This window comes from Streptomyces sp. NPDC127190, assembly GCF_042672505.1.
Classification (GTDB): Bacteria; Actinomycetota; Actinomycetes; order Streptomycetales; family Streptomycetaceae; genus Streptomyces.
This window is the reverse complement of record NZ_JBHXVE010000011.1, coordinates 83,350-108,179: the sequence shown is the minus strand read 5'-3', so window position 1 is coordinate 108,179 and position 24,830 is coordinate 83,350. Positions and strand designations below refer to the sequence as shown.

The window sequence follows — 24,830 nt, the reverse complement described above, 5'->3', positions numbered from 1 at the left end:
GGTCTACCTGCGCTGAGATGGGCGGATTGACCACGCTCGCACCCGAACCTACCGTCGTCAACACGGGCGTCCCCGGCATCCGTTGCCCGCGCGCCGCCCGCCTCTCTCCCCTCGTGTGAGGCCGGTGCCTGCCATGGACGCGTCGGATGTCTCCTTTCTGGGTGGTCCCCGGCGCCAGCGCGGGGTCGGGGTCGTCGCCCCCTTCGACTTCGCGCTCGACCGCGAGCTGTGGCGCTGGGTGCCGGACGAGGTGTCGCTGCACCTGACCCGGACCCCGTTCGTGCCGGTGGAGGTGAGCCTGGATCTGGCCCGGCTGGTCAGCGAGCACGCCACGCTCGGCGAGGCGGTCCGCGCGCTGACCGCGGTCGCCCCCGAGGTCGTCGCCTACGCCTGCACCTCGGGCAGCTTCGTCGACGGGATCGCCGGGGAGCGGGCGATGTGCGCGGCGATGAGCCGGGCCGGCGCGCTGCCGTCCGTGACCACCTCCGGCGCGCTCCTGGAGGCCCTCGCCGAGCTGCGGATACGACGGCTCGCGCTGGTCACGCCGTACACCGGCTCGGTGACCCGGGCGCTGGCCGAGTACGTCGCCGAGGCCGGTGCCGAGGTCACCGGGTGCGCCTTCATGGGGCTGACCCGGCACATCTGGAAGGTGCCGTACCGGGAGGTGGTCGCCATCGCCCGGCGCGCGGCCCGGCCCGGCAGCGCCGACGCGCTCTTCCTGTCCTGCACCAACCTTCCGACGTACGACGTGATCCCCCAGTTGGAGGCCGAGCTGCGCATGCCGGTGATCTCGGCCAACCAGGTCACGATGTGGGCGGCGCTGCGCCGACTGGGTACCCGAGCCGTGGGGCCCTATCAGGCGCTGCTGGACGAGGCGGCGCGTGACTGGCCCGGCTTGCGGGAACAGACGCCGGAAGAGACGCAGGAAGGCTGGACATGACCGCACTCGGACTCCTCTACCCGGGCCACTCCGCCGAGGACGACTATCCACGCATCGAGCAGCTTCTGGGCAGCGACATCCGGGTGGATCTGGTGCACACCGACGTCGGTGAGGACGCGCACCGGGTGGACGCGCTGCGCGAGCTGGGATCCGCCGATCGGCTCGCGGCCGGCATGGAGGAGCTGCGGCTGACCGGCGCCGAGACGGTGGTGTGGGCGTGCACCAGCGGCGGCTTCGTGCACGGCTGGGAGGGCGCCCAGGACCAGGTGCGGCAGCTGGCCATGCTGGCGGGGATGCCCGCCTCCTCGACGTCGTTCGCCTTTGTGCACGCGGCCCGGGAGCTGGGGGCGCGGCGGGTCGCCGTCGGCGCGACCTATCCGCAGGACGTGGCGGAGCTGTTCGCGGAGTTCCTGCGGGCCGGCGGGCTGGAGGTCGTCGCCCTGCGGTCCTCGGGGATCGTCACGGCCGCGGAGGTCGGCACCTGGGGCGAGGAGGACGTGCTGACCCTGGCGCGGGCCGCCGACACCCCGGACGCCCAGGCGGTGCTGCTGCCGGACACCGCGCTGCACACGGCCGCGCATCTGTCGCTGCTGGAGAAGTCCCTGTCCAAGCCGGTGCTCACGGCGAACCAGGTGACGGTGTGGGAGGGCCTGCGGCTCGCCGACCGGCGGGTGAACGCCCCGCGGCTGGGGGCACTGTTCACCCGGGAGCCGATCGTGCAGGTCTGAGCGGCGCGGCGGGCGGACGGGCGGACCTCACGCACGCAGGGCCCCACGCGCGCAGGGCCCCACGCGCGCCGGACCTCACGCGCGCCGGAACGCCAGCCGCTCCCCCGCCGCCCCGGTCCGCCAGAGGTCGTTGCACGCGTCCGCCATCTCCGCCAGGCCCTCCACCACCTCGCCCCACACCGTCCCCGGCACCCAGCCCACGTCGCCGTTGAGGAGGAGGTTGTTGCGTTCGTAGAAGAGGGCCAGGTCGACCACGGTGGTGCCGGGGCCGGGCTCGCGGTCGTAGCCGTAGGCGCGCGTGGCCAGTTCGGTGCCGGTGAAGGAGAAGTAGCAGAGGTCGCCGGGGATCGGGGTGACCGTGGGGTTCTCCAGTGGGGGTTCCGTGGCGGCGAGGGGCGGGAAGAGGGCGTAGATCTCGTTGCGGGCGTACTTGGCGTGGTAGACCTCGCCGGAGCGGGGCAGCGCGTCCCAGACGGCGGCGCAGGTCAGCGGGGCGCGGTCGGTCAGGAGCCGGGCCGTGCAGTGCACGTTGCGCCGCTCCAGCGAGACGGTGACGAATCGGTCGGCCATGAAATCCAGGGTGCATAGGGCGCGTTCGCTTGGGTAGCCGCGCCGCCATGGCTCCACCACTTGGGAACGACGTATCCACATTCCGGTCGAAAGCGAGACACAGCCGGCGGGCGGTGCTCGCGGGCGCCGCCGCCCTCGGCGCGCTGGGTGCCGCGGGCTGCACACGGGTGGCGGCCCAGTCCGGCAAGCCCGGCGGGGACCTGCTGGAACGGCTCCGCGCCCAGGGTGTCGTACGACTCGGGATCGCCGGTGAGATCCCCTTCGGGTACATCGGCAAGGACGGGCAGCTGACGGGTGAGGCGCCCGAGCTGGCCAGGGTGATCTTCAAGCGGCTGGGGGTCGGCCGGGTACAGCCGGTGCCGACCGAGTTCGGGTCGCTGATCCCTGGCCTGAAGTCGCAGCAGTTCGACGTCGTGGCGGCCGGGATGTACGTCAACCCCGAGCGGTGCGAGCAGGTGATCTTCGCCGACCCGGACTACCAGATGCTGGACTCCTTCATCGTGCGCAAGGGTAATCCGAAGGGGCTGCACTCCTACCGGGACGTCGTCGAGAAGAAGGCGCGGCTCGCCACCGGGACCGGGTACGCCGAGATCCAGTACGCCGTCGAGGCCGGGTACCGGGAGAGCGACATCCTCATCGTCCCGGACCAGGTGGCCGGGCTGAACGCCGTGGAGGCCGGGCGGGTCGACGTGTTCGCCGGTACGGCGCTCACCACCCGCGAGGTGGTGAAGAAGTCGGCCAAGGCCGAGGCGACCCGGCCCTTCGCGCCGCTCGTCAAGGGCAAACCGCATGTCGACGGCGGGGCGTTCGCGTTCCGGCCCGGCGAGACGCGGCTGCGGGACGCCTTCAACACCGAGCTGCACAGGATGAAGCGGAGCGGGGAGCTGTTCCGGGTCCTGCGGCCCTTCGGGTTCACCGAGGCCGAGATGACGGACCTGACCGCGAAGGAGCTGTGCGGCGGATGACCCCGGGGCTGTGGGAACTGGTACTGAACGGCGTCTGGGCCACCCTCCAGCTGCTGGTGTTCAGCGCGCTGCTGGCCGCCGCGGTGTCCTTCGTGGTGGGCATCGCGCGGACGCACCGGCTGTGGATCGTGCGCTTCGTCGCGGGCTGCTACACGGAGGTGTTCCGCGGCACCTCCGCGCTGGTGATGATCTTCTGGGTGTACTTCGTGCTGCCGCTCGCCTTCGGCTGGCAGCTGGTGCCGATGTGGGCGGGCACGCTGGCACTCGGCATGACGTACGGCGCGTACGGCTCGGAGATCGTGCGCGGTGCGCTGAACGCGGTGGACCCGGCGCAGCGGGAGGGCGGGATCGCGCTCAGCTTCACCCCGGCGCAGCGGCTCCGGCTGATCGTGCTGCCGCAGGCCGTGCCGGAGATGATCCCCTCCTTCTGCAACCTGCTGGTCGAGCTGCTCAAGGGCACCGCCCTGGTGTCGGTCATGGGCATGGGCGATCTGACGTTCAGCGCCGACCTGGTGCGGCTCGCGCTTCAGCAGAGCGCGGAGATCTACACGTATGTGCTGCTGATCTACTTCGCGATCGCCTTCGTGCTGACGCGGCTGATGCGCGCGCTGGAGAAGCGGCTGAAGGCCGGGGTCGGCAAGGAGGCCGGTACCGAGCGGGCGGCGCGTGAGCTGAAGCGGGCGCAGACGACCGGTGTGGGCGGTGGTGTGGCATGACGTGGGACTGGAACGCGGTGACCGGGTTCCTGCCGGACTTCTGGCGGGGGCTCCGGGTGACCCTGGAGGCCGTGGCCCTCGGCTCGCTGCTGTCCTTCGGGCTCGGCCTGGTGTGGACGCTGCTGGTGCGGGCGCCGTCCCGGTGGCTGCGCTGGCCGGTCGGGGCGGTCACGGAGTTCGTGCGCAACACCCCGCTGCTGGTGCAGCTGTTCTTCCTCTTCTATGTGCTGCCAGAGTGGGGGCTGACCTTCTCCGCCCTGGCCACCGGTGTCTTCGCGATCGGGCTGCACTACTCGACGTACACCATGCAGGTCTACCGGGCCGGTATCGAGGCGGTGCCCGTCGGCCAGTGGGAGGCGGCCACGGCGCTGAACCTGCCCCGGCGGCGGACCTGGACCGCGGTGATCCTGCCGCAGGCGATCCGCCGGGTGGTCCCGGCGCTCGGCAACTACGTGATCTCCATGCTCAAGGACACGCCCATGCTGATGGTGATCACCGTGCCGGAGATGCTGGGCCGCGCGCGGCTGTACTCCCAGCAGCACTTCCAGTTCACCGAGCCGCTGACCGTGATCGGCGTGGCCTTCATCCTCATTTCCTATCTGGCCTCCCTGCTGTTGCGAGCCCTGGAGCGACGCCTTGTCCGTTGAGACCCGTACGAAGCCGTCCGCCACCGAAGCCCCGTCCGCGGAGCTGATCCGGCTGGAGCATGTCACCAAGCGCTTCGGGACCCACACCGTCCTCGACGACCTGGACTTCTCCGTCCGGGCCGGCCGGCACGTCACGCTGATCGGGCCGTCCGGCTCGGGCAAGACCACCATCCTCAGACTGCTGATGACGCTCACCCGGCCGGACGAGGGCACGATCACGGTCGACGGGGAGCGGCTGTTCCCGGCGCCGGAGAAGCAGGTCCGGGAGGTGCGGAAGAAGATCGGGATGGTGTTCCAGCAGTTCAACCTCTTCCCGAACATGTCGGTGCTGCGGAACGTCACCGAGGCGCCGGTGCAGGTCCTCGGCCTGTCCCGGGACGAGGCCGAGGCGCGGGCCCGGGAGCTGCTGGAGCTGGTGGGGCTTGCCGACAAGTGCGACGCCCGGCCGACCCGGCTCTCCGGCGGGCAGCAGCAGCGGGTGGCGATCGCCCGGGCGCTGGCGATGCGGCCGCGGGTGCTGCTGCTGGACGAGGTGACCTCCGCGCTCGACCCGGAGCTGGTCGCGGGCGTCCTGGACCTGCTCAGGGACATCGCCCGCAGCACGGACATCACCATGCTGTGCGTGACCCACGAGATGGGTTTCGCCCGGGACATCTCCGACCAGGTGCTGATGTTCGACTCCGGCCGGATCATCGAGGCGGGGTCACCGGAGAAGATCTTCACCGATCCGGAGCAGGACCGTACCCGGGAATTCCTCGGGGCCATGCTGTGAACGTCCGAGGTCCGGCCACTGGGGCATGACATCGGCATATGCCAGAGGGTTCCCGTCGCAGTTGGGGGGCGGGCGAAGGCGAACGAATCTCGCCAACGCCCTCTCCCCCGGCCCGGTTTGACAGCTATCGTGGAGTCCATCCGCCGACCGGGATCGCGGCCGAGGGGGACCGACATGAGAATCGAGCCGACCGCCCCGTACCACTCCGCCCAGGACGCCCTGCGCGTGCTGGAGACCGTCGCGCGCCACGGTGCCGGCATCACCGACACCGAGCTGGCCCGGCACACCGGCCTCGGCCCCGAGCGGCTCACCGCGCTGCTGCGCATGCTGCGCCGGGAGGGCTATGTCACCCAGATCACCGACGGCGCCTATGTCACCGGCGACACCCTGCGCCGCCTCACCTCGGCGCACGACCGCGAGCGGGCCCTGCGCGACAAGCTCCAGCACACCCTGGACCGACTGCGCGACTCGGTGGGCGCCGCCGTCTACATCAGCCGGTACGTCGACGGCGAGGTCAAGGTCACCCAGTACGCGGCCGGACCCGCCACCCCGGCGGTCAACGAGTGGGTCGACTTCCGCTGCTCCGCCCATGCCACGGCCGTCGGCAAGAGCCTGCTGACCCAGCTGGACCACAACGCCCGCCGCGACCATCTCTCCCGGTACAAGATGGCCCGCCTCACCTCGCGCACCATCACCAGCGACAAGCTGCTGCTGTCCCGCCTGGAGTCCCAGCCGCCGACGGTGCCGGTCCTCGACCTCCAGGAGTACGCGGTGGGCACGGTGTGCGCGGCGGTGCCGATCACGGCCGGCGCGTCCGTGGGCTGCCTGGCGCTCTCGCTGCCCGTGGAGCACGCGCACCGGCTGAAGCGGGCCGCGGAGACGCTGAACCGCGGCGCGGCCCCGGTCCTCCTCTCGCTGACCCTCTAGCCCCTCTCCGGCCGGCCTCCGGGTGGTCATGAGCACCCCTCGGGACCAGGTAGTATTTTCTTTGTCGCCGGCCGCGGGAAGCAAAAGTCCGCGGAAGGCGGGAGTCATGCGCCGCTAGCTCAGTTGGTTAGAGCAGCTGACTCTTAATCAGCGGGTCCGGGGTTCGAGTCCCTGGCGGCGCACCTGACCGAAGGGTCCCTTGCGAGAGCGAGGGGCCCTTCGGCGTTTCCGGGCTCCGGTCGGGGCGGTCACGGCATCAGGCCGTCGAACTCCGAGAACAGCGCGTGGGCCGTGACCATGAACGCGACGCAGAAGGCGATGCCGACGCCGAAGAAGGCCAGCGTGAAGGCGGTGCCGGCGGCGAGCTTGCCGGGGGCCGGCGGGAGGGCGGTGGCCTGCTCGGGGCGGTCGGGGAGGTAGCGCACGGTGACGATGTCGCCCTCCACGACGGTGGCCGGGCCGTTCGGCTCCTCGAAGCGGACGGCGCGGCCCTCGCGGGTGGTGAACTCGTAGACGTGGTGCAGGGTCGTGCGCACGGCGGTGTCGTCGCCGCCGCCGCTGGTCTTCGTGTACATCCGCAGGCAGCGGCCCTCGGCGGTCAGCCCGTGCGACCACGCCCGGCCGATCCGCCGGGCACGGCCGAGCAGCGTGTACGCGGCGGCGCCCAGCCCGATGATCATGAGGCTGGGTATGACGTAGAAGAAGAGTTCCATGGCATTCCCCCGGGGTCCGGTGCGCCGGTCCCGAACGATCGGCGTGGCCGGAACCTATCCGTCGCGCAGGGCCGGGGACCTCAGGGGAAGCTCAGTTTCCGAGCCGTGACGGGGCGGGGCTCAGAACGTGACGTCGGAGCAGGCGTAGAACGCGTTGCCGGTGTCGGCGATCGTCCAGACCGCGAGGATCACATGGTGGCCGGTGAGGCCGGTGGGCAGGGTGCCGCTGTGGGTGAGCGTGGCCGGCGGGCGCTGGCCGTTGTAGGGGACGGTGAGGAAGGGGGTGAGGTTGAGGTCCGAGCGGGACAGCGGGTGGTTCTGGTTCCAGCCCGGCTTGGTGACGTAGTACTTGAAGTCCGTCGTGGCGTGCATGGCGGTGAACTGCCAGCGGAAGGTGTACGACTGGCCGCCCGTCACCCTGGTGGTGGGCCAGGGTGCGCCGGACGGGGTGGTGGGCGAACTCAGCTCGGCGAAGCGGCTCTGGCCGCCGTTGCAGAGCTGACCGTCGGCGGGGCCCGCGGCCGGGAAGCCCTTGGGGCCCTCGACGCTCTGCGGCTCCCACTGGATGTCGCCGCAGCCGGTCACGGTGCCGTTGGCACAGAGCTTCTGTCTGCTGACGGGGAGGTCGGTGTAGCCGTGCCCGCTGGCGCCGCCGGTGGAGAGCGCGAAGGCTCCGGCGGTCACCGCGCCCAGCACGATCGCGGACACCTTGGTCTTGGTGCGCATGCTGCCGCTCCTGGTGAACGTGGGGAGTTCAGGGTGGCCGTGCAGGTAGGTCTAGACCAAGCGTCAGCGTAGGACGGGTAGTTGAACATGTCCATACCAATCGCGGGCCCGGGACACCTGGGCGCTGCTAGCCCGGCTCCCCCCGGCCCGAGCAGAACGCCACCGTCAGATCGCGGACCAGGACCTTGCGCTCGTAGTCGTCCAGGTCGACCAGGCCGCGCAGGGTCAGCCGGGTCACCGTGTCCTCCACCGAGTCCACCACCGAGTTGAGCATGGTGGCCCGTCGGCGGGCGTCCAGGGCGGCGATCCGGCGGCGCTGCATCGCGGGGGCCACGTCGGGGGCGTACTCCACCCGGAGCGGCAGCACCGAGAACACCTCCACCCCGACCGGCGCGGTCTCCGCCGCCACCAGGCGGGTCAGCGCGTCCCCGGCCGCCGCCACCCCGCCCCGGGCGCCGCCCACCGGCTCCACCGGCACCCGGGCCAGCGCCGCCTCCACGCACTCGCGCAGATACGTCTCGTGGTCCTCGATGCCGAACACGGCCCGCGCGGTGTCCCGCACCCGCCACACCACCAGCAGGACCACCCGCAGCGCCATCCCGTCGGGGTCCGCGGCCGGCATCACCTCACTGCGCCAGTGCCGCAGCCGGACATCGACCCGGCGGCGCAGCAGCAGCGGGTTGACCCAGAGCAGGCCGGTGCGCCGGACCGTGCCCCGGTAGCGGCCGAACAGGGCCAGCACCGACGCCCGCCCGGTCCGCACCCGGGCCAGCCCGCCGAAGCCGAACACCCCGAGCGCACCGGCCCCGGCGTACGCCGCCCACTGCGCCGGGCCCAGCCCCGCGCCGGTGGACGCGGGCAGCCGCAGCGCCTCCACGGCGAGCGGCGGCAGCGCCCCCGCCCACCAGGACGTGGCCAGGGCGCCGCTGAGCCCGCACACCCCGGCCAGCACCCCGGCCGCCCCCGGCAGCACCCGCGCCGGACGCTCGGCCAGCTCCGGGTCGACCTCGGGCAGCGGCCGGCCGCGGACCGGGGCCGGGCGCCGCACCCGGGGCTGCTCGCCGGTGCCCTGCCGGCGGCCGACCACGGCGGGCCGCAGCGGCACCCGCACCGGGTCGGACTCGTCCCGGAACAGCAGATGGACGGGGATCTCGGTGGTCGCCTCGTTCTGGATCAGCCGGTTCTGCCGGATGCCCGGGACCGCCGCGCACTCCGGTGGCCCCTCGGATTCGGACGGTGTGGACGAAGTGGTCGTACTCATGCGTGCCTCCAGCCTCCGCGCCAGATGCGTCATGAACAGGAAGAGAGCAGGGGAAAGGGCGACGGTCTACGCGAACAGGCGGCGCCAGGTCTCCGGGCCCGGGTAGCCGTCCGCCGCGCCGCCGCGCCAGCCCTGGGAGCGCTGGAAGGCCTCCACCGCCCTGCGGTAGGTGTCGTCCCAGCGCCGGCCGGGACCGCCGGGGAAGAAACTGCCGAACCCTTTCTCCACCAGCCGCCGGCCCAGCCGGGGGATGTGGTCGTTCTCCGCGCCGGACAGGAAGAGGTTCCGGCCCGGATACCCCGGGACCCCGTGCGAGGCGGGGCCGGCCGCGCCCGGTGCGATGTCCTTGCCCTGGCCGGTGACCAGCAGGTCCCAGGTGCGCGGACCGGGCAGCCCGTCGGCGTCCGCGCCGGACCAGCCCTGGGCCAGCTGGAAGGCCTGGGTGGCCCGCCGGTCCGCCTCGCCCCAGACCGGCCCCGGGCCCTGGGGGTAGTAGCCGGCGCCGCCCCGGGCCGTCAGCAGCCGGCCGAGCAGGGTCACGTACTCGTTGCTGGCCCCGGGGCCGAAGGAGGCGGCCCCCGGGAAGGCCGTCTGGGTCGCGGCGACGACCGGCCGGGCGCCCGCCGCGCCGGGGGTCAGGCCCTTGTAGCGGTAGGGGACGTAGGCGTCGGCGTGGCTCCAGTAGGGGTAGGGGGTGACCTGGCGGCGGGTGCGCGGGGGTGTCTGCTCGTAGACCGTGTAGGAGGTGCGGGTGTAGTCCGTCCAGCCGCCGAAGATCACCACATGGGAGCCGCGCTCGGGGTCGGCGGGGTTGTGGCGGAGCAGGATGTCGCCGGGTTGCAGCTCGTCCTTGGTGATCCGCACCCCGTACTGGTCGAGGCTGCCCGTCCACTCGTTGCCGGTCAGCCCCCAGGCCATGGAGACGAAGCCCGAGCAGTCCTGCCGGTAACCGTCGGGCCAGTAGTCCTCCATGCTGTACGGCACCTGCGCGGCCACCCAGATCTTGGCCCGGTTGATGATCTCGGCCCGGGTGGTGGCGGGGATCCGTACGGCGGCGGGCCCCGCGGGACGGCCGCCCGGACCGTGCAGCGGGGCCTTGTGACCCTGGGGGGTGGCGGGCTCGCCGTCCCCGGGGACGTCCGGGCGCTGCACCGAGGGGCGGCCGGCGGCGGCCGGCGGGGCCGTGCCGAGGGCGGCGGCCGCGGCGGCCATGACGACGACACCGCAGGCGGCCGCCGGGTGGGCGCCGACCCGGCCGGAGGTCAGCCGGGGGCTCACCCGGCGCCAGTGGGCACAGCCGGGGCAGTCGCAGTCGCGCTCCGGGTCGACTTCCTCGAACACCGGAGCGATCATGCGATCTGCCTCACATTCGGGGGTGGTATGTCCGCGAGTGTGCACGTTGATCAGTTTCCCAACTCTCCCCTCCGCCGCCACTTTGACGGTCCGAATGACGGATGAGGCCACCCCGGGGTGCTCCCGGACCTGCACGGGTGGTCGGAAGCACCCCGGAAGGTCATGTAGAGTTTTCTCTGTCAGCAGGCGCCGCTAGCTCAGTTGGTTAGAGCAGCTGACTCTTAATCAGCGGGTCCGGGGTTCGAGTCCCTGGCGGCGCACCGACCGGAAAGCCCCTCGCGCAAGCGGGGGGCTTTCCGCATGTCCGGGCCGCCACCCGCGCGGCATGGCGGCGCGGGATCTCCAGGGGCGGATCCATAAGAGACCACTTCGGCAACATCCGTGCCCGACTGTCCCCCAGTGGTCGTGTTTGAACCGTGAAGAACACCTTTGCCCCTTGCGATCATGTCGAGCAGCGTAGAAACCTGGTTGCTCGACATACCGCCGGGGGGCGGTGGCCGGGGGGCCGGCGACCGGTTGTGGGGGCCGGGCGCGCTTCAGGACTGGACTGACACGCGCTGACGCGCGCGTGTGGGGGGATGACTCATGACGTCGACGCCGCAGGGCGCCCGGCAGCACCACGATCCGTCACACTACGCACACGAGCGATCACCAGCCGTCCATGGTCACGCATCCGGGCCTCGGACGGGACACACGGGGGCGTTCCGCCGGCTCAGGAACAGCCTGCCCAGATACGACTACGAGCACTACAGCCGGCTCGCGGGCCCGCTCACCCGGCCCGACCCGACCCGGCCCTACCAGGTCCGCTACCGCTCGCTGCTCTCCCAGGAACCGCACCGGATACGCGCCGCGCTGATGCTGGGCGCGGCCCCCGTGTTCTCCGTGGTCCTGCTGGTCTGGCTGCTCCAGCCGGCGCACTGGACCGAACGCGACCACCCCGCCCACGACTTCCTGCCGGCCCTCGACACCGTCATGCTCGTCTCGATCGGCCTGATCGAGCTGTTCCGCTGCGTGAACGTGCTGTCCAACGCGCACGCCACCCTCGTCGCCCGCGACCCGGTCCCGGTCGTCCCCGAGACCGGCACCAGGGTCGCCTTCCTCACCACCTTCGTGCCCGGCAAGGAGCCGCTGGAGATGGTGACCCGGACCCTCGAGGCGGCGACGCGGCTGCGCCACCGGGGGCTGCTGCACGTCTGGCTGCTGGACGAGGGCGACGACCCCGAGGTGCGGGAGATCTGCGCCCGCCTCGGCGTGCACCACTTCACCCGCAAGGGCATCGAGCGCTGGAACCGGCCCACCGGCCCGCACCGCGCCCGGACCAAGCACGGCAACTACAACGCCTGGCTGGAGGCGCACGGCGACGCCTACGACTACTTCGCCTCCGTCGACACCGACCATGTCCCGCTCCCCAACTACCTGGAGCGGATGCTCGGTTACTTCCGCGACCCGGACGTCGGCTTCGTCATCGGCCCGCAGGTCTACGGCAACTACGACACCTTCGTCACCAAGGCCGCCGAGTCCCAGCAGTTCCTCTTCCACGCCCTGATCCAGCGGGCCGGCAACCGCTACGGCGCCCCCATGTTCGTCGGCACCTCCAACGCCGTACGCATCAGCGCCCTCCAGCAGATCGGCGGGCTGTACGACTCCATCACCGAGGACATGGCGACGGGCTTCGAGATGCACCGCGCCAGGAACCCGCTGACCGGCCGGAAGTGGCGGTCCGTGTACACCCCGGACGTGCTCGCGGTCGGCGAGGGCCCGGCCGCCTGGACGGACTTCTTCAGCCAGCAGCTGCGCTGGTCCCGGGGGACGTACGAGACCATCCTCACGCAGTACTGGAAGGGCTTCTTCACCCTGCCGCCCGGCAGGCTCTTCAACTACACCATGATGATCGTCTTCTACCCGATGGCCGCCCTCAACTGGATCCTCGCAGCGCTGAGTTGCGCGCTCTTTCTCGGTCTCGGCGCCTCCGGGGTGAACATCGACCCGACCGTGTGGCTGATGCTGTACGGCAACGCCTCCGCGCTCCAGATCGGGCTGTACGTGTGGAACCGGCGGCACAATGTCTCGCCGCACGAACCGGAGGGGTCGGGCGGGGTCGCGGGCATGGTGATGTCCGCCCTCTCCGCGCCGATCTACGCCCGCTCGCTGATGGACGCCGTCCTGCGCCGCAGGAGCAGGTTCGTGGTCACGCCCAAGGGCGAGTCGGCCAGCCCCGACACGCTGTTCGGGACCTTCCGGGTGCACTGGTTCTTCATCGCGGTCTTCGGCGGCTCGCTCCTCGCCGGCCTGCTGCTCGGCCACTCCCACCCCGCGATGACCGCCTGGGCGTCCTTCGCCCTGCTGATCACCGCCGCGCCGATGGCCGTGTGGGGGTACACGCTGCGCCGGGAGCGGAAGGCGGCCGCCGTCGCCGCCCGGGAGCCGCAGGACGCCGTGCCGGTGCAGTACGCCTGGGCCGGCCCCGGCGAGGACCACGAGCAGACCGTGCGGATCGCCCTGGGCGGGCTGGGGGGACGTAAGGAATGAAGGACCAGGCCGGTCTGCGCCGGGTGCGCAGGTTCGCGATCGGCACGGTGGTGGTACTCGCGCTGGCCGGGACGAACGGGCCGTGGCTGTACCGCTTCGGCACGGCCCAGTACCACCAGTACGAGATCAACAGACCCGCCTACAAGGCCGCGAACGGCCACTGGGACATCATCGAGTTCCCGCCGGAGTACCGCCAGGACACCATCCACGCGGCGCTGCTGCACACCGGGAAGGTGCTGCTGGTCGCCGGCTCGGGCAACAACCAGGACAACTTCGACCGGAAGAAGTTCGACACCCGGATCTGGGACCCGGTCAAGGGCACGGTCGAGAAGGTGCCCACGCCCAACGACCTGTTCTGCACCGGCCACACCCAGCTCGCCGACGGCAACCTGCTCATCGCGGGCGGCACCAAGCGGTACGAGAAGCTCAAGGGTGACGTCAAGAAGGCCGGCGGCGTCATGATCCTCTACAACGAGAACCCCGACAAGCCGATGACCCTGCCCGCGGGCACCCGGTTCACCGGCAGGCGGAACGGCCGGACGTTCGTCTCCCAGGACCCGGTGCTGGTCCCGCGCGCCACCAAGGTCTTCGACAAGGCCGGCACGTGGCTGCGGAACAACCCCGGTTACGGCCGTGTCTACGTCGAGGCGCCGAAGGAGGGCGCCCGGTACCAGACCGGCACCCAGGACAACTACCGGATCCAGGGCCTGACCGGCGTCGACGCGCGCAACACCTACGGCATCGCGCAGAAGCTCGCCCTCGACAAGAAGGACTTCGAGGGGATCAGGGACGCCTACGAGTTCGACCCGGTCGCCGAGCGCTACATCAAGGTCGACCCGATGAACGAGGCCCGCTGGTACCCGACGCTCACCACCCTGTCGGACGGCAGGATCCTCGGTGTGTCCGGCCTCGACGACATCGGGCAGCTGGTGCCGGGCAAGAACGAGGTCTTCGACCCGAGGACGCGGAAGTGGACGTACACGAAGACGGTCCGGCAGTTCCCGACGTATCCCGCGCTGTTCCTGATGCAGAACGGGAAGATCTTCTACTCGGGTTCCAACGCCGGGTACGGGCCGGACGACGTCGGGCGTGAGCCGGGTGTGTGGGACGTCGGCACCAACCGGTTCACCCGGTTGCCCGGGCTGAGCGACCCGGACCGGATGGAGACCTCCGGGACGGTGCTGCTGCCTCCGGCGCAGGACGAGCGGTTCATGGTGATCGGCGGGGGCGGGGTCGGCGAGTCGGCGCTGTCCAGCAGGAAGACCCGGCTGATCGACCTCAGGGCGAAGGCCCCGCACTTCGTGGACGGTCCCCGGCTGGAGAAGGGCACCCGGTATCCGCAGTCCTCGATCCTGCCCGACGACACCGTGCTGGTGTCCGGCGGCTCGGAGGACTACCGGGGGCGCGGCGACTCCGACATCCTCCAGGCGCGGATCTACCACCCGGACGGCAACCGCTTCACCCGGGTCGCCGATCCGCTGGTGGGCCGGAACTACCACTCCGGGTCGATCCTGCTGCCGGACGGGCGGGTGATGTTCTTCGGGTCCGACTCGCTGTACGCGGACAAGGCGAACACCAGGCCGGGCAAGTTCGAGCAGCGGATCGAGATCTACACCCCGCCGTATCTCTACCGGGGGTCCCGGCCGACGCTCGGCGGGGGTCCGCAGACGATCGCCCGCGGCGCGTCGGGGACGTTCACGTCGGACCACGCGGCCGGTATCAGGAAGGTGCGGCTGATCCGGCCGAGTGCGTCGACGCATGTGACGGACGTCGACCAGCGGTCCGTCGCCCTGGACTTCAGGACGTCCGGGAACAGGATCACGGTGACGGTGCCGGGGAACCGGAACCTGGTGCCGTCCGGCTGGTACATGCTGTTCGTGGACGACCAGAGGGGGACGCCGTCGGTTGCGCAGTGGGTGAGGGTGCCGTAGCGCGAGAGCGGTGGGGGACTGCGCGAGTCGGGCGGCTGCGGGTACGCCGTGGTTTCTCGCGCAGTTCCCCGCGCCCCTTAAGGCCGGCTGCCCTTCGCCAGTTCAAGAGCGTAGGCCGGCCACCAGTCCCCCGCCTTCGGGCCGCCCTTGCAGGTGCCGTCCGACTCTCCGGGCCTCTTGACCCACAGGTAGGCGTCCACCAGGGGGTCCCCGGTCCGGGTCGTCGGGGTGTCGCCCAGGGCCCGGCCCGTCGGGTTGCACCAGCGTTGGGCCGGGTCGCCGGTCGTGGCGGGGCCGTTGCCGTTCCTGCTCGTGTCGATGACGAAGTGTTTGCCGCCGACCTCGGCCGAGAGCTGTTTGCCGTAGGCGAGGGAGTCCCGGGTGGAGTAGAAGTTGGCGACGTTCACGGCGAAGCCGTCGGCCCGGTCGATGCCGGCCTGCCGCAGGGCCTGCTGCATCTGATCGGGGTGGGCCCAGCCGGCGTTGCCCGCGTCCAGGTAGACCCTGGTGTTCCTCAGGGACGTGAGCGTGGCGACCGCGCCCCTGAGGAGGTCGTAGCGCTCCTCCCGGAACCGAGCGGGGGTGCAGCCGTCCACCAGGTGGAGGACGGCGTCCGGTTCCAGGACCACCAGGGCGGGGCGGTCCTCGATGCCGCGGGCCACGGCGGCGATCCAGGCGCGGTAGCTGTCGCCGTCGGCGGCGCCGCCCTGCGAGTACTGGCCGCAGTCGCGGTGCGGGATGTCGTAGAGGACGAGCACGGCGGTGCGGTGCGCGTGGGCGGCGGCCTCGGTGAAGCCGCGCGCCTCCTGCTCGGGGTTCTCCGGGCCGATCCACTCCCCCACCGGCTGCTCGGCGATCTTCCGGATCTGGGCGGCCTCGGCGGTGCGGCCGGCCCTGGCGTAGGCGGCGAGCTGACGGGCCGCGCTGCCGTCGGGGTTGACCCAGAACGGGTCGGCGGCCCGGGGCTGCTGGCGGATCGGGGCGCCCGGGTCCCCCTTTCCGGAGCCGTCCTCGTCCCCGCCGCCGGAGGTGCAGCCGGCGAGCAGCAGCGCCGCCCCCAGCAGCACCGCCGCCGCCCGTGCCCCTGCCGTGGACCGGGCCCCCCTGCTGTCGTCCATGCGTTTCCCCCCTGGGCGCGCTGGCGCACTGGTCTGGCGCCAATCGTGGCATATCCGATCTATCCCCCACGAGGGCGCACGGGCGGGCGTCAGCGCCTGCCCGTGAGGTAGGCGGAGACGACCAGGTTCGCCGTGTAGGCGTGGCTGGTGCGGTCGTAGCTGCCGCCGCAGGTGATCAGGCGGAGTTCGGCGCGGCCGGGCTTGCGGGGGCCGTAGGCGGTGTGGGCGTCGAAGCCGGTGCGGGGCAGGACACGGACGTCGTCGACGGTGAACTCGGCGACCCTGCCGTCCGCGCGGACCACCCGGACCGCGTCGCCGGGGGTGACGGTGCTGAGCCGGTAGAAGACGGCGGGGCGGGTGCGGGTGTCGACATGGCCGACGAGCAGCGCGGGGCCCGGGGCGCCGGGTCCGGGGCCGGCGCCGTACCAGCCGACGACGCCGGCCTGGTCGTAGGGCGGCGGGTCGATGGCGCCCCGGGCGTCCAGGCCGCGGGGCACCACGGGCGCCTGGACGCCGAGCCGGGGGATGTCGAGGCGCTGGGGCGGCGCGTCGGGCAGCGGTGCGGCGGCGGGTGGCAGCCGGGCGGGGTCGGCGGGGTGTCCGAGGGTGAGCACATCGCCGGTGGCGGGGCCGTCCGGCGGCCGGCGCTGGGGTACGCCGGTCACCTCGCGGCCCCAGAGCCAGAGCCCGAGCAGCAGGACGGCCCAGGTGAGGACGGTGAGGAGCCGGCCGGTGCCGGTGGGGCGGGAGGCGCGGTCCTCGGTCATGGGGCGGTCGGCACGGTCAGTGGCTGCGACGGCCGCGGCGGGCGCGCAGGCCCACGGCGAGTGCGGCACCGCCGGCGAGCGCGAGGCCGGTCACGGCCTGCCCGGTGTCGGGGCCGGAGGCGCTGGTGGCCACGGTCGCGAAGTGCGCGGTGCCCCCGCCGCCCGCCGCGACCGGGGCGACCGGGGAGGCGGGCGGCCGGGACGCCCCGGACCGGGCGGCGGCCTGGTCCAGGACGCGGATGTGCCCGGTGAGGACGCGGTCGGCGCAGGCCACCTTCACGTCGTAGGAGCCCGGCTGCGCGGTGGAGCTCACCCGGGTGTCCCCGGTCAGCGCGGACGGGCCGCCGGTCAGCCGGGCGTCGCTGACGAAGGCGGGAGAGGCCGCGGAGGCCTGCCGCCCGGTGCAGCCGCTGACGCGCAGGGTCACCTCTGCGCCCGGTGCCGGGTCGGCGGGCGTCACCGTGACCGGGTCGCCGTCCGCCGCGTGGGCCGGGGGGCCGAACGCGGCCGCCCCCACCAGGAGACCGGTACAGAGAGTGAGGCGAATTGAGCCCATCGTGAACCTCCAGACACCAGGAGGTTCCCCCCGGCGGGGCGCCCCCGCATCCTCGGGGCGCCCCGGTTGCTCCGACCGGGTGAAGCCGAAAGGGGGTCGGCCTCAGACCAGGTCGACCAGGTCCGCGATGGAGTCGACGACCTGGGAGGGCCGGAAGGGGTAGCGGTCGACGTCGGCCGGCTGGGTGACGCCGGTCAGCACCAGGAAGGTGCGCATCCCGGCCTCCAGGCCCGCGAGGACGTCGGTGTCCATGCGGTCACCGATCATCGCGGAGGCCTCCGAGTGGGCGCCGATGGCGTTGAGCCCGGCCCGCATCATCAGCGGGTTGGGCTTGCCGACGAAGTACGGCTTCTTGCCGGTCGCGGCGGTGATCAGCGCGGCGACCGAGCCGGTGGCGGGCAGGTCGCCCTCGGTGGACGGGCCCACGTTGTCCGGGTTGGTGGCGATGAACCGGGCGCCGGCATTGATGAGCCGCACCGCCTTGGTGAGGGCCTCGAAGGAGTAGGTGCGGGTCTCGCCGAGGATCACGAAGTCGGGGTCGTGGTCGGTGAGGATGTAGCCGATGTCGTGCAGCGCGGTGGTGAGGCCGGCCTCGCCGATGACATAGGCGCTGCCGCCGGGCCGCTGGTCGTTCAGGAACTGGGCGGTGGCCAGCGCCGAGGTCCAGATGTTGTCCACCGGCACGTCCAGACCCATGCGCCGCAGCCGGGCGTGCAGGTCGCGGGCGGTGTAGATGGAGTTGTTGGTGAGCACCAGGAAGGGCCGCCCGGACTCACGCAGCTTCTTCAGGAAGGCGTCGGCGCCGGGAATCGGCACGCCCTCGTGGATGAGGACGCCGTCCATGTCGGTGAGCCACGACTCGATGGGCTTGCGGTCTGCCATGCTGTGCGTCTCCTGGCGTACGACGGTCGAGAAAGGCGGGGGCGCCGGAACCACGGCGTACCGACGCCACCAGCCTAATCAGAGCGGCCTGATCTTGACCCCTGCCGGGCGAAGATCGTCCCGGTGCCCGGCTCAGCGGGCTCCGGCGAGCAGCGCGGGCAGGCCGGCCACGGAGTCGAGGACGTGAGTGGCGCCGGCGGCCCGGAACTCCGCGTCCCCGTGGGCGCCGGTACGCACCCCGGCGACCAGGCCCGCGCCCGCCCGTACGCCGCTGAGCACGTCGTAGGAGGTGTCGCCGACCACGGCGACCTGCCGCACGTCCTCGGCGGCCCTGGTGCGCAGGAACGCCTCCAGGACCATGTCCGGGTACGGCCGCCCGCGCCCGCCGGCGTCGGCCGGGCACAGAGTGAGCGGGACGAGGTCCCGCCAGCCCAGGGCGTCGAGGAGGGCGTCCTGGGTGACCCGGGCGAAACCGGTGGTCAGCACGACGGTACGGCCGTCGGCGGCCAGCTCCTCGATGGTCTCGCGGGCCCCCGGCACCGGGGCGATCAGACCGGCGTCGACCAGGTCGCCGTACGCCTTCTCGAAGGCGGTGTTGGCGCGCCGGGCGCGGTCCTCGTCGCCGAACAGGTGCCGGAAGACGGAGATCTTGGACTCGCCCATGGTGGCGCGGACGTAGGAGAGGTGCTCGGTGTGCTCGGCCGAGCCGGGCTCGACGCCGAGTTCGGCGGCGGCCGCGGCGAAGGCCCGCTCGACCAGGCCGCCGTCGGCGACGGTCGTGCCGGCCATGTCGAGGACGACGAGTCGGATGTCGGTCATGGGGTCGCTCACCAGCCCAGTTCGTTCGCGGTGGTCTCGGCTATCGCGGGGGCGCAGGTCATGCCGCGCCCGCCGGGCCCGGTGACCAGCCACACCCCGTCGCCCACCTGCTGCCGGTGCACGATCCGGCCGGGTTCGGTGCACTGCGCATAGACGCCGGCCCAGCGGCGGCGGATGCGGGGCAGCGGGCGGCCGAGGAGGGATTCCACGACGCCGGTGAGGTGCTCGTAGGGCTCCTCGACGGTGTCGAAGGCGAAGGGGTGCTCGTACTCGTGGGTGTCGCCGATGGTCAGTCCGCCGTCGGCGCGCTGCACCATCAGCAGCTGCATCCGGTGGGCCGCGGCGGTCTTGGGCTGCGGCTGCCCGGCGTTGAGCCGGTCCAGCGCCGGGGAGGCGTAGGCGAGGTAGTAGCGGAAGCTGTCGGCGTCGGCGACGGAGGTCGGCAGCGGCTCGCCCAGCGGGTCGGTCTGCATCATCTGGAGGCGCACCCGGCGCACGGGGAGGTCCGGTCCGGCGAGTTCGCGGACGAGTCCGCCGAGCCAGGCGCCGGTGCACAGCACGACCGCGTCGGCGTGGTGCACGTCCCCGTGGTCGTCCCGGACGGTCCCGGCGCCGACGACCTCGCGCACCTCCCGGCCGGGCAGGAAGGTGTAGTCGGGGGACTTCAGCAGTTCGGCGCGGAGGGCCAGTTGGGCGGTGCGCGGCTCGACGGCCGCGTCCCGCTCGCAGTACAGGGCGGCGGTGAAGTCGCCGCGCAGCGCCGGGTTGAGGGCGCGGGCCTCGCTCGGCAGCAGGAGCTTGTAGCCGCGGGCGGCGGCGTCCGCGCGGGCGACGGCGGCCTCGGCGACGGCCAGCTCCAGGGGGCCGCGGACGGGGGTCAGGGAGCCGTTCGCCCGGAAGCCCAGGGCCGGTACGCGGGCGCCGATCCCCTCCCACAGCTCCCGCGCCCGCAGCGCGGTCTCCAGCTCCTCTCCGCCGGCGCGGCCGCTGACCCAGATCTGCCCGAAGTTGCGCAGCGAGGCGCCGCGCGCCTCGGTCTCGCGCTCGATCTGTACGACCTGGTGGCCGCGCCGTATCGCGTGCCAGGCGTGCATGGTGCCCACCACGCCTGCTCCGACGACTGTCACTCTCACGGCGGCAACGCTCCTCGCTCGGGGAACCGGGGACATCCGGCTGTCCACGAGCGTGGACCACCTCTCCTATTTGGGCTAGACCCGTTATCCTTTTGTGACATTACGGCAGCGGTCGATATCCGGATTTCTCAGCCCTTGAGGTGCGCGCTGAAGGAGAAACGGTCGCCCCGGTACAGCGACCGCACGCGCTCCAGGGGCTTGCCCTCGGTGTCCCGGGAGACGCGGTGGATCAGCAGCATCGGAAGGGCGGGCGGGGTGCCGATGAGCAGCGCCTCGCGGGGGGTGGCCAGCACGGTCTCGATCCGCTCGTCGGCGTCCCCGAAGGCGATGCCCTCGGCGGCGAGATAGCCGTAGAAGGAGGAGTCGGGGTCGAAGTCCGCGTCCAGCCGGGGCACCCGCCCGACCGCGACATAGGTGCTCTCCAGGCCGACCCGCTCGTCGTCGGCGAGCAGCACCCGCTCCAGGTGCCAGACCGGCTCGCCCCGCGTCAGCCCGGTCTCGGCGGCGAGGGCGGCCGGGCACGGGAAGCGGTCGAGGGAGACGAGCGTACGGCCGGGGGTGCGGCCCTGCCGGCGCACCCCTTCGGTGTAGCTGGCGAGGGACAGCGGCTGGGCCAGCTTGGGTCCGGCGACGACCGTGCCCCGGCCGCGCCGGCGCAGCCGCCCCTCCAGCACCAGCTCCCGTACCGCCTGCCGCACGGTCTCCCGGGCCACGTCGTACCGCTCCGCGAGGTCCCGCTCGGTCGGGATGGCGCCGCCCTCCCCCAGCTCCTCCAGCAGCGTCTCGATGCGTGCCTTGACCGCGTAGTACTTGGGGATGCGCCCGTGCTCGGGGATGCCGGAGCGGACGGGGGCGCCGGGGGCCTGGTCGTTCGGGTAGTCCACGCAGGGATCGTCGCAGACCGGCGGGGCGGCTTCGGATCAGGGGCGTCTGCGGGCGAACAGGAAGGCGGCGGCGCCGAGGGCGAGGAGGGCGGCGGTGGCGGCGAGCAGGACGGCGGCGCGGCCGGGCCCGGTCCCGGCCAGCTCGCGGCCCCGCTGCCCGGCGTCCTCCACGTCCCCGGCGGCTTCCTCCTTGTCACCGGCGGCCTCCTCCGCATCGTCCGCGACCTCCTCCGCGTCCTCGGCGGCGGGCGGGGAGGAGGCCGGGGGCGCGGTGCCGGAGGTCGCTCCGGGGGAGGGGGACGGTTCCCCGGTGACGGGCGGCCGGGGACCCGGCGTGTCCGTGGGCTCCGGCGTCTCCTCGTCGCCGTCGATGCGGAAGTGGTAGGCGTTGGACTCGCCGACCCAGTCCCCGTCCCGGCCCAGGTGCTGGACGACGGCGGCGTTGGCGGTGACCCCGTCCGCCGCGGCGTCGGAGGCGAGCGCGAGTCTGACCCTGACGCTGACGGTCCTGCCGGGCGGCACGGTGAAGCCGTCGAACCCGGCGCCGTCGAGCACCCCGACCAGCTCCTGCTCGTCGGTGCCGTGCAGGGGGACCAGGTGGGTCCGCCTGCCGTCGTCGAAGTCCAGCTCGGCCTGGTCAGGGCGGAGGGTGCGGTGGTCGTCCACGAGGACGACGACCGGGTGGATCCGGGTGCAGGTGCGGTGGGTGGTGTTGGTGAGATCGATGTACCAGGTGCCGTATGCGCCGCCGGGGTCGTACGTGGCCGGGCCGCCGCGGATCCGGGTGGCGAGCGGGAAGTTCCGGGCGTCGGCGGCGGCACAGGGGGCGGTGTCGTCGGCGGCGCGGGAGGGCGTGGCGAGGGCCAGGGGGGCGACGGTGGTCGCGGCTGCGGCGAGGCAGAGGGACAGGGACGTACACAGTCGCATGAACACATGACCATGCCGGGCGAGGTGGGAGGGCGAGGGGCGCCACTCCGGGGCCACGCGCCAGGTCCGCCCGATCAGAGGACCGGCACATAGGGATCCGCTCCTGCCACGGGGGCCGGACCATACGGATCCGCTCCGTCAGGAGGACATCCGCTCCCCCGGCCGCCCGTACCGAAGCCCCCTTACGCCTCCCCCCACCCGAACAGCGGCGCCAACAGCAGCTGGGCCGCGCCCTCCGCGACCCCTCGTTCGCCTCGCGGAGCGACCCGTACCGGGCCCGCGCTGACCCCCTCCCGGCGGGCTCGCGCGTCCAGCACCTCCCCGACCCCGCGGACGTACACCTCGGGCGCCGCCGTGACCGTGCGGCCGCCGAGCAGGACCAGGTCGATGTCCAGCAGCCCCACCAGGTTCGCGGCCGCCACGCCCAGCACCCGGGCCGCCTCCGCCGGGTCCCCGCGCCGTACCGCCGCCAGGCACAGCGCCTCCACGCAGCCACGGTTCCCGCACTCGCACGGCGGCCCGTCCAGCTGGATCACCTGGTGGCCGAACTCCCCGGCGCCGGTCCGCGCCCCCCGGTGCAGCTGTCCGCCGATCACCAGACCGGCGCCCAGCCCGGTGCCCAGATGGAGATAGGCGAAGGAGCCGCCCAGGCCGCCGACCGCCACGCCCAGCGCCGCCGCGTTCGTGTCCTTGTCCACCACCACCGGCACCCCCAGCCGCTCCGCCAGCGCGTCCCGCAGCGGAAAGCCGGCCCACTCCGGGAAGCCGGTGACCCGGTGCAGCACCCCCCGGGTGTGGTCCAGCGGTCCGGGCAGCGCGACCCCCACCCCCAGCAACGACCGCGCCCCGGCCGGTCCCGCCGCGCCGGGCCCCAGCTCCTCCTCGACCACCCGGCGCACCGCCCGGGCGACCTCGCCGAGCACGACCTCCGCCCCGGCGCCCAGGTCCAGCGCGTCGCGGTGTTCGCCGACCACGGCGCCGTCCAGGTCGGCCAGCACCACCCGCAGCTCGTCCCGGTCCAGGTGCACCCCGACCGCGTGCCCGGCCTCCGGCACCAGTCGCAGCACGGTCCGCGGCTTGCCCCCGGTCGAGGCCCGCCGCCCGGCGTCCGTCGCCAGCCCGTCCTCCCGCAGCCGAGCGGTGATCTTGCTGACGGCCTGCGGGGTCAGCCCGGTGCGCTCGGCCAGTTCCAGCCGGCTGATGCCGTCCGCCCCGGCCGCGCGCAGCAGCCCCAGCACCAGGGCGGCGTTGTGCGAGCGCACCGCCCCGAGATTCGCCCCCGTCGGCCCACCGCGTCCCGTGCTCCTGTTCACCCCGGCATTGTCCCCTCCGCTTGCACTTTGGAAACAGCGTTGCGAAAGTGGGGCGCATGACAGGACACACGACAGGACAGCTCCGCGTCGGCCTGATCGGCTACGGCCTCGCCGGCTCCGTCTTCCACGCCCCGCTGATCGCCGCCACCGCGGGCCTCACCCTGGACACCGTGGTCACCTCCAGCCCCGAGCGGCAACAGCAGGCGCGGGCCGAGTTCCCGGACGTGACGCTCGCCGCCGGCGCCGACGAGCTGTTCGACCGCGCCGCCGAGCTGGACCTGGTCGTCATCGCCTCCCCGAACAGGACGCACGTCCCGCTCGCCACCGCCGCGCTCAAGGCCGGGCTGCCGGTGGTCGTGGACAAGCCCGTCGCCGGTACGGCGGCCGAGGCGCGCGCGCTCGCCGCCCTCGCCGAGGAGCGCGGCCTGCTCCTGTCCGTCTTCCAGAACCGCCGCTGGGACGGCGACTTCCTGACCATCCGCAAGCTGGTCTCCCAGGGCGACCTGGGCGACGTCCAGCGCTTCGAGTCCCGCTTCGAGCGCTGGCGTCCGCAGCCCAAGGGCGGCTGGCGCGAGTCCGGCGACCCGGCCGAGATCGGCGGCCTGCTCTACGACCTCGGCAGCCATGTCGTCGACCAGGCACTGGTCCTCTTCGGCCCGGCCGCCGAGGTGTACGCCGAGACGGACGTCCGCCGCCCCGGCGCCGAGACCGACGACGACACCTTCATCGCGCTCACCCACGCGTCCGGCGTCCGCTCCCACCTCTACGTCTCCGCCACGGCCGCCCAGCTCGGCCCCCGCTTCCGGGTCCTCGGCTCGCGCGCGGGCTTCGTGAAGTACGGCCTCGACCCGCAGGAGGGCGCGCTGCGCGAGGGCCTGCGCCCCGGCCCCCGGTGGGGCGCCGAGCCCGAGTCCCTGTGGGGCCGGATCGGCGCCGGCGAGTCCCCGCTGACCGGCGGCGGCACCGCCGTACCGACCGAGGCGGGCGACTACCCGGCCTACTACGCGGCCGTCGCCGACGCCCTGACCGGCGCCGGCCCCAACCCGGTGACCGCGCTGGAGGCGGCCGCCACCCTGGACGTACTGGAAGCGGCCCGCAGGTCCGCCGAAGAGAAGGCGACGGTGACCCTCTGATGCACCACCCGCAGATCACCCCGCGCGCCACACCCGAACTGACGCCCAGCGTGGCGGAGTTGGAGGCGCAGGAACGGCGTCTGGTCTTCCGCCGGTTCACCGAGGACGACGCGTGGGCGCTCGGTTCGCTCCTGGTCGAGCTGGCCCGCGAGCGGCAGGCCCCGGTCGCCGTCGACATCCACCGCGCCGGGCAGCAGCTGTTCCACGCGGCCCTGCCGGGTGCCACCGCGGACAACGACGCCTGGATCGCCCGCAAGCGCCGGGTGGTGGAGCGCTACGGCGTCTCCTCCTACCTGGTCGGCGCCCGCTTCCGGGCCAAGGGCACCACCTTCGAGGACTCCTCCCGGCTCGACCCCGGCCGCTACGCGGCCCACGGCGGCTCGTTCCCGATCCGCGTCGAACACGTCGGCGTCATCGGCGCGGTGACGGTCTCCGGTCTCCCCCAACTCCAGGACCACCGCTTCGTGGTGGAGGCGCTGGAGCAGTTCCTGGCGGACTGACGGCCGGGGAATGATCCCGG

At 72.9% G+C, this 24,830-nt stretch carries 25 protein-coding genes and 2 tRNA genes; 13 read left to right on the top strand and 14 right to left on the bottom strand.

Annotated features, from left to right (window positions below; translation table 11 throughout):
* Positions 1–133: 133 nt before the first annotated feature.
* Both ACFVIU_RS18900 and ACFVIU_RS18895 read left to right on the top strand, forming a co-directional pair.
* Positions 134–940: a decarboxylase gene (locus ACFVIU_RS18900; RefSeq protein ID WP_385843722.1), complete on the top strand. Its 807-nt coding sequence runs from the start codon at positions 134–136 to the stop codon at positions 938–940.
* Entirely contained in the window at positions 937–1,668 is a 732-nt protein-coding gene (locus tag ACFVIU_RS18895; RefSeq protein ID WP_385843721.1) for a decarboxylase, read from the top strand. The genes ACFVIU_RS18900 and ACFVIU_RS18895 overlap by 4 nt, the downstream gene beginning before the upstream one ends.
* 75 nt (positions 1,669–1,743) lie before the next feature.
* Here the strand turns inward: ACFVIU_RS18895 and ACFVIU_RS18890 are convergent, their stop codons facing one another.
* Positions 1,744–2,238, bottom strand: a complete 495-nt coding sequence (locus tag ACFVIU_RS18890) for a DUF3830 family protein (RefSeq protein WP_385843720.1) — start codon at positions 2,236–2,238, stop codon at positions 1,744–1,746.
* A 47-nt stretch (positions 2,239–2,285) separates the two neighbouring features.
* On the opposite strand from ACFVIU_RS18890, the gene ehuB reads away from it, so the two are divergent.
* From ehuB to ACFVIU_RS18860, 6 genes are all read left to right on the top strand, one after another.
* Positions 2,286–3,203: an ectoine/hydroxyectoine ABC transporter substrate-binding protein EhuB gene (gene ehuB / locus ACFVIU_RS18885; protein WP_385843719.1), complete on the top strand. Its 918-nt coding sequence runs from the start codon at positions 2,286–2,288 to the stop codon at positions 3,201–3,203.
* Positions 3,200–3,919 (top strand): ectoine/hydroxyectoine ABC transporter permease subunit EhuC, encoded by a 720-nt coding sequence (gene ehuC, locus ACFVIU_RS18880; RefSeq protein WP_385843717.1) that lies wholly within the window; start codon positions 3,200–3,202, stop codon positions 3,917–3,919. Before ehuB ends, ehuC begins: the two co-directional genes overlap by 4 nt.
* Positions 3,916–4,566: an ectoine/hydroxyectoine ABC transporter permease subunit EhuD gene (ehuD, locus tag ACFVIU_RS18875; RefSeq protein ID WP_385843716.1), complete on the top strand. Its 651-nt coding sequence runs from the start codon at positions 3,916–3,918 to the stop codon at positions 4,564–4,566. Before ehuC ends, ehuD begins: the two co-directional genes overlap by 4 nt.
* Positions 4,556–5,338, top strand: coding sequence for an ectoine/hydroxyectoine ABC transporter ATP-binding protein EhuA (gene ehuA, locus ACFVIU_RS18870; RefSeq protein WP_385843714.1), 783 nt, complete (start codon positions 4,556–4,558; stop codon positions 5,336–5,338). The genes ehuD and ehuA overlap by 11 nt, the downstream gene beginning before the upstream one ends.
* Positions 5,339–5,512: 174 nt before the next feature.
* On the top strand, positions 5,513–6,265 hold the full coding sequence (locus tag ACFVIU_RS18865; RefSeq protein ID WP_385843712.1) for an IclR family transcriptional regulator: 753 nt from the start codon (positions 5,513–5,515) through the stop codon (positions 6,263–6,265).
* A gap of 108 nt (positions 6,266–6,373) precedes the next feature.
* Positions 6,374–6,447, top strand: a tRNA-Lys gene (locus tag ACFVIU_RS18860).
* A 66-nt stretch (positions 6,448–6,513) separates the two neighbouring features.
* Here the strand turns inward: ACFVIU_RS18860 and ACFVIU_RS18855 are convergent.
* The 4 genes from ACFVIU_RS18855 to ACFVIU_RS18840 all read right to left on the bottom strand — a co-directional run bounded on the left by ACFVIU_RS18855 (position 6,514) and on the right by ACFVIU_RS18840 (position 10,318).
* On the bottom strand, positions 6,514–6,978 hold the full coding sequence (locus ACFVIU_RS18855) for a DUF3592 domain-containing protein (RefSeq protein ID WP_385843711.1): 465 nt from the start codon (positions 6,976–6,978) through the stop codon (positions 6,514–6,516).
* A gap of 120 nt (positions 6,979–7,098) precedes the next feature.
* Positions 7,099–7,704: a lytic polysaccharide monooxygenase gene (locus tag ACFVIU_RS18850; RefSeq protein ID WP_385843710.1), complete on the bottom strand. Its 606-nt coding sequence runs from the start codon at positions 7,702–7,704 to the stop codon at positions 7,099–7,101.
* Between the two features lie 127 nt (positions 7,705–7,831).
* The gene (locus tag ACFVIU_RS18845) at positions 7,832–8,965 is read right to left on the bottom strand and encodes an SPFH domain-containing protein (protein WP_385843708.1); all 1,134 of its coding nucleotides are present in this window, start codon (positions 8,963–8,965) and stop codon (positions 7,832–7,834) included.
* 66 nt (positions 8,966–9,031) lie between these two features.
* Positions 9,032–10,318 (bottom strand): peptidoglycan-binding protein, encoded by a 1,287-nt coding sequence (locus ACFVIU_RS18840; protein ID WP_385843706.1) that lies wholly within the window; start codon positions 10,316–10,318, stop codon positions 9,032–9,034.
* A 186-nt stretch (positions 10,319–10,504) separates the two neighbouring features.
* Here ACFVIU_RS18840 and ACFVIU_RS18835 point away from each other — a divergent pair.
* The 3 genes from ACFVIU_RS18835 to ACFVIU_RS18825 all read left to right on the top strand — a co-directional run bounded on the left by ACFVIU_RS18835 (position 10,505) and on the right by ACFVIU_RS18825 (position 14,778).
* Positions 10,505–10,578, top strand: a tRNA-Lys gene (locus ACFVIU_RS18835).
* A gap of 325 nt (positions 10,579–10,903) precedes the next feature.
* Positions 10,904–12,847, top strand: coding sequence for a glycosyltransferase family 2 protein (locus tag ACFVIU_RS18830; protein WP_385843705.1), 1,944 nt, complete (start codon positions 10,904–10,906; stop codon positions 12,845–12,847).
* Positions 12,844–14,778, top strand: coding sequence for a galactose oxidase-like domain-containing protein (locus ACFVIU_RS18825; protein WP_385843703.1), 1,935 nt, complete (start codon positions 12,844–12,846; stop codon positions 14,776–14,778). Before ACFVIU_RS18830 ends, ACFVIU_RS18825 begins: the two co-directional genes overlap by 4 nt.
* A gap of 77 nt (positions 14,779–14,855) precedes the next feature.
* Here the strand turns inward: ACFVIU_RS18825 and ACFVIU_RS18820 are convergent, their stop codons facing one another.
* The 9 genes from ACFVIU_RS18820 to ACFVIU_RS18780 form a co-directional block, all read right to left on the bottom strand.
* The gene (locus ACFVIU_RS18820; protein WP_385843702.1) at positions 14,856–15,896 is read right to left on the bottom strand and encodes a glycoside hydrolase family 6 protein; all 1,041 of its coding nucleotides are present in this window, start codon (positions 15,894–15,896) and stop codon (positions 14,856–14,858) included.
* Between the two features lie 89 nt (positions 15,897–15,985).
* Entirely contained in the window at positions 15,986–16,663 is a 678-nt protein-coding gene (locus ACFVIU_RS18815) for a class F sortase (protein ID WP_385843700.1), read from the bottom strand.
* A gap of 16 nt (positions 16,664–16,679) precedes the next feature.
* A complete protein-coding gene (locus ACFVIU_RS18810) occupies positions 16,680–17,219 on the bottom strand; it encodes a hypothetical protein (RefSeq protein ID WP_385843699.1) in 540 nt (179 codons plus the stop codon).
* A gap of 102 nt (positions 17,220–17,321) precedes the next feature.
* Positions 17,322–18,101, bottom strand: coding sequence for an HAD-IIA family hydrolase (locus tag ACFVIU_RS18805; RefSeq protein WP_385843697.1), 780 nt, complete (start codon positions 18,099–18,101; stop codon positions 17,322–17,324).
* Positions 18,102–18,233: 132 nt separating this feature from the next.
* Positions 18,234–18,920: a phosphonatase-like hydrolase gene (locus ACFVIU_RS18800; protein ID WP_385843696.1), complete on the bottom strand. Its 687-nt coding sequence runs from the start codon at positions 18,918–18,920 to the stop codon at positions 18,234–18,236.
* An 8-nt stretch (positions 18,921–18,928) separates the two neighbouring features.
* The gene (locus ACFVIU_RS18795) at positions 18,929–20,014 is read right to left on the bottom strand and encodes a TIGR03364 family FAD-dependent oxidoreductase (protein WP_385843854.1); all 1,086 of its coding nucleotides are present in this window, start codon (positions 20,012–20,014) and stop codon (positions 18,929–18,931) included.
* 167 nt (positions 20,015–20,181) lie between these two features.
* Positions 20,182–20,937, bottom strand: a complete 756-nt coding sequence (locus ACFVIU_RS18790; RefSeq protein WP_385843694.1) for a GntR family transcriptional regulator — start codon at positions 20,935–20,937, stop codon at positions 20,182–20,184.
* Between the two features lie 36 nt (positions 20,938–20,973).
* Complete coding sequence (locus ACFVIU_RS18785; protein ID WP_385843693.1) at positions 20,974–21,864, bottom strand: hypothetical protein; 891 nt, start codon at positions 21,862–21,864, stop codon at positions 20,974–20,976.
* A gap of 182 nt (positions 21,865–22,046) precedes the next feature.
* Positions 22,047–23,177 (bottom strand): ROK family transcriptional regulator, encoded by a 1,131-nt coding sequence (locus ACFVIU_RS18780; protein WP_385843692.1) that lies wholly within the window; start codon positions 23,175–23,177, stop codon positions 22,047–22,049.
* A gap of 56 nt (positions 23,178–23,233) precedes the next feature.
* On the opposite strand from ACFVIU_RS18780, the gene ACFVIU_RS18775 reads away from it, so the two are divergent.
* Together ACFVIU_RS18775 and ACFVIU_RS18770 are read left to right on the top strand one after the other, a co-directional pair.
* Positions 23,234–24,310 (top strand): Gfo/Idh/MocA family oxidoreductase, encoded by a 1,077-nt coding sequence (locus tag ACFVIU_RS18775; protein WP_385843690.1) that lies wholly within the window; start codon positions 23,234–23,236, stop codon positions 24,308–24,310.
* Entirely contained in the window at positions 24,310–24,810 is a 501-nt protein-coding gene (locus ACFVIU_RS18770; RefSeq protein ID WP_385843689.1) for a heme-degrading domain-containing protein, read from the top strand. Before ACFVIU_RS18775 ends, ACFVIU_RS18770 begins: the two co-directional genes overlap by 1 nt.
* Positions 24,811–24,830 lie beyond the last annotated feature (20 nt).

Excerpts from the sequence above, each read along its gene's own strand:
- ehuD (WP_385843716.1), top strand. The coding sequence starts at position 3,916 with ATGACGTGGGACTGGAACGCGGTGACCGGGTTCCTGCCGGACTTCTGG.
- ACFVIU_RS18770 (WP_385843689.1), top strand. The coding sequence starts at position 24,310 with ATGCACCACCCGCAGATCACCCCGCGCGCCACACCCGAACTGACGCCC.
- ACFVIU_RS18815 (WP_385843700.1), bottom strand. The coding sequence starts at position 16,663 with ATGACCGAGGACCGCGCCTCCCGCCCCACCGGCACCGGCCGGCTCCTC.
- ACFVIU_RS18775 (WP_385843690.1), top strand. The coding sequence starts at position 23,234 with ATGACAGGACACACGACAGGACAGCTCCGCGTCGGCCTGATCGGCTAC.
- ACFVIU_RS18825 (WP_385843703.1), top strand. The coding sequence starts at position 12,844 with ATGAAGGACCAGGCCGGTCTGCGCCGGGTGCGCAGGTTCGCGATCGGC.
- ACFVIU_RS18900 (WP_385843722.1), top strand. The coding sequence starts at position 134 with ATGGACGCGTCGGATGTCTCCTTTCTGGGTGGTCCCCGGCGCCAGCGC.
- ACFVIU_RS18855 (WP_385843711.1), bottom strand. The coding sequence starts at position 6,978 with ATGGAACTCTTCTTCTACGTCATACCCAGCCTCATGATCATCGGGCTG.
- ACFVIU_RS18810 (WP_385843699.1), bottom strand. The coding sequence starts at position 17,219 with ATGGGCTCAATTCGCCTCACTCTCTGTACCGGTCTCCTGGTGGGGGCG.
- ACFVIU_RS18800 (WP_385843696.1), bottom strand. The coding sequence starts at position 18,920 with ATGACCGACATCCGACTCGTCGTCCTCGACATGGCCGGCACGACCGTC.
- ACFVIU_RS18795 (WP_385843854.1), bottom strand. The coding sequence starts at position 20,014 with ATGCACGCCTGGCACGCGATACGGCGCGGCCACCAGGTCGTACAGATC.
- ACFVIU_RS18805 (WP_385843697.1), bottom strand. The coding sequence starts at position 18,101 with ATGGCAGACCGCAAGCCCATCGAGTCGTGGCTCACCGACATGGACGGC.
- ACFVIU_RS18845 (WP_385843708.1), bottom strand. The coding sequence starts at position 8,965 with ATGAGTACGACCACTTCGTCCACACCGTCCGAATCCGAGGGGCCACCG.
- ACFVIU_RS18890 (WP_385843720.1), bottom strand. The coding sequence starts at position 2,238 with ATGGCCGACCGATTCGTCACCGTCTCGCTGGAGCGGCGCAACGTGCAC.
- ACFVIU_RS18895 (WP_385843721.1), top strand. The coding sequence starts at position 937 with ATGACCGCACTCGGACTCCTCTACCCGGGCCACTCCGCCGAGGACGAC.
- ACFVIU_RS18785 (WP_385843693.1), bottom strand. The coding sequence starts at position 21,864 with ATGCGACTGTGTACGTCCCTGTCCCTCTGCCTCGCCGCAGCCGCGACC.
- ACFVIU_RS18820 (WP_385843702.1), bottom strand. The coding sequence starts at position 15,896 with ATGGACGACAGCAGGGGGGCCCGGTCCACGGCAGGGGCACGGGCGGCG.
- ACFVIU_RS18865 (WP_385843712.1), top strand. The coding sequence starts at position 5,513 with ATGAGAATCGAGCCGACCGCCCCGTACCACTCCGCCCAGGACGCCCTG.
- ACFVIU_RS18850 (WP_385843710.1), bottom strand. The coding sequence starts at position 7,704 with ATGCGCACCAAGACCAAGGTGTCCGCGATCGTGCTGGGCGCGGTGACC.
- ACFVIU_RS18840 (WP_385843706.1), bottom strand. The coding sequence starts at position 10,318 with ATGATCGCTCCGGTGTTCGAGGAAGTCGACCCGGAGCGCGACTGCGAC.
- ACFVIU_RS18830 (WP_385843705.1), top strand. The coding sequence starts at position 10,904 with ATGACGTCGACGCCGCAGGGCGCCCGGCAGCACCACGATCCGTCACAC.
- ehuB (WP_385843719.1), top strand. The coding sequence starts at position 2,286 with ATGGCTCCACCACTTGGGAACGACGTATCCACATTCCGGTCGAAAGCG.
- ehuC (WP_385843717.1), top strand. The coding sequence starts at position 3,200 with ATGACCCCGGGGCTGTGGGAACTGGTACTGAACGGCGTCTGGGCCACC.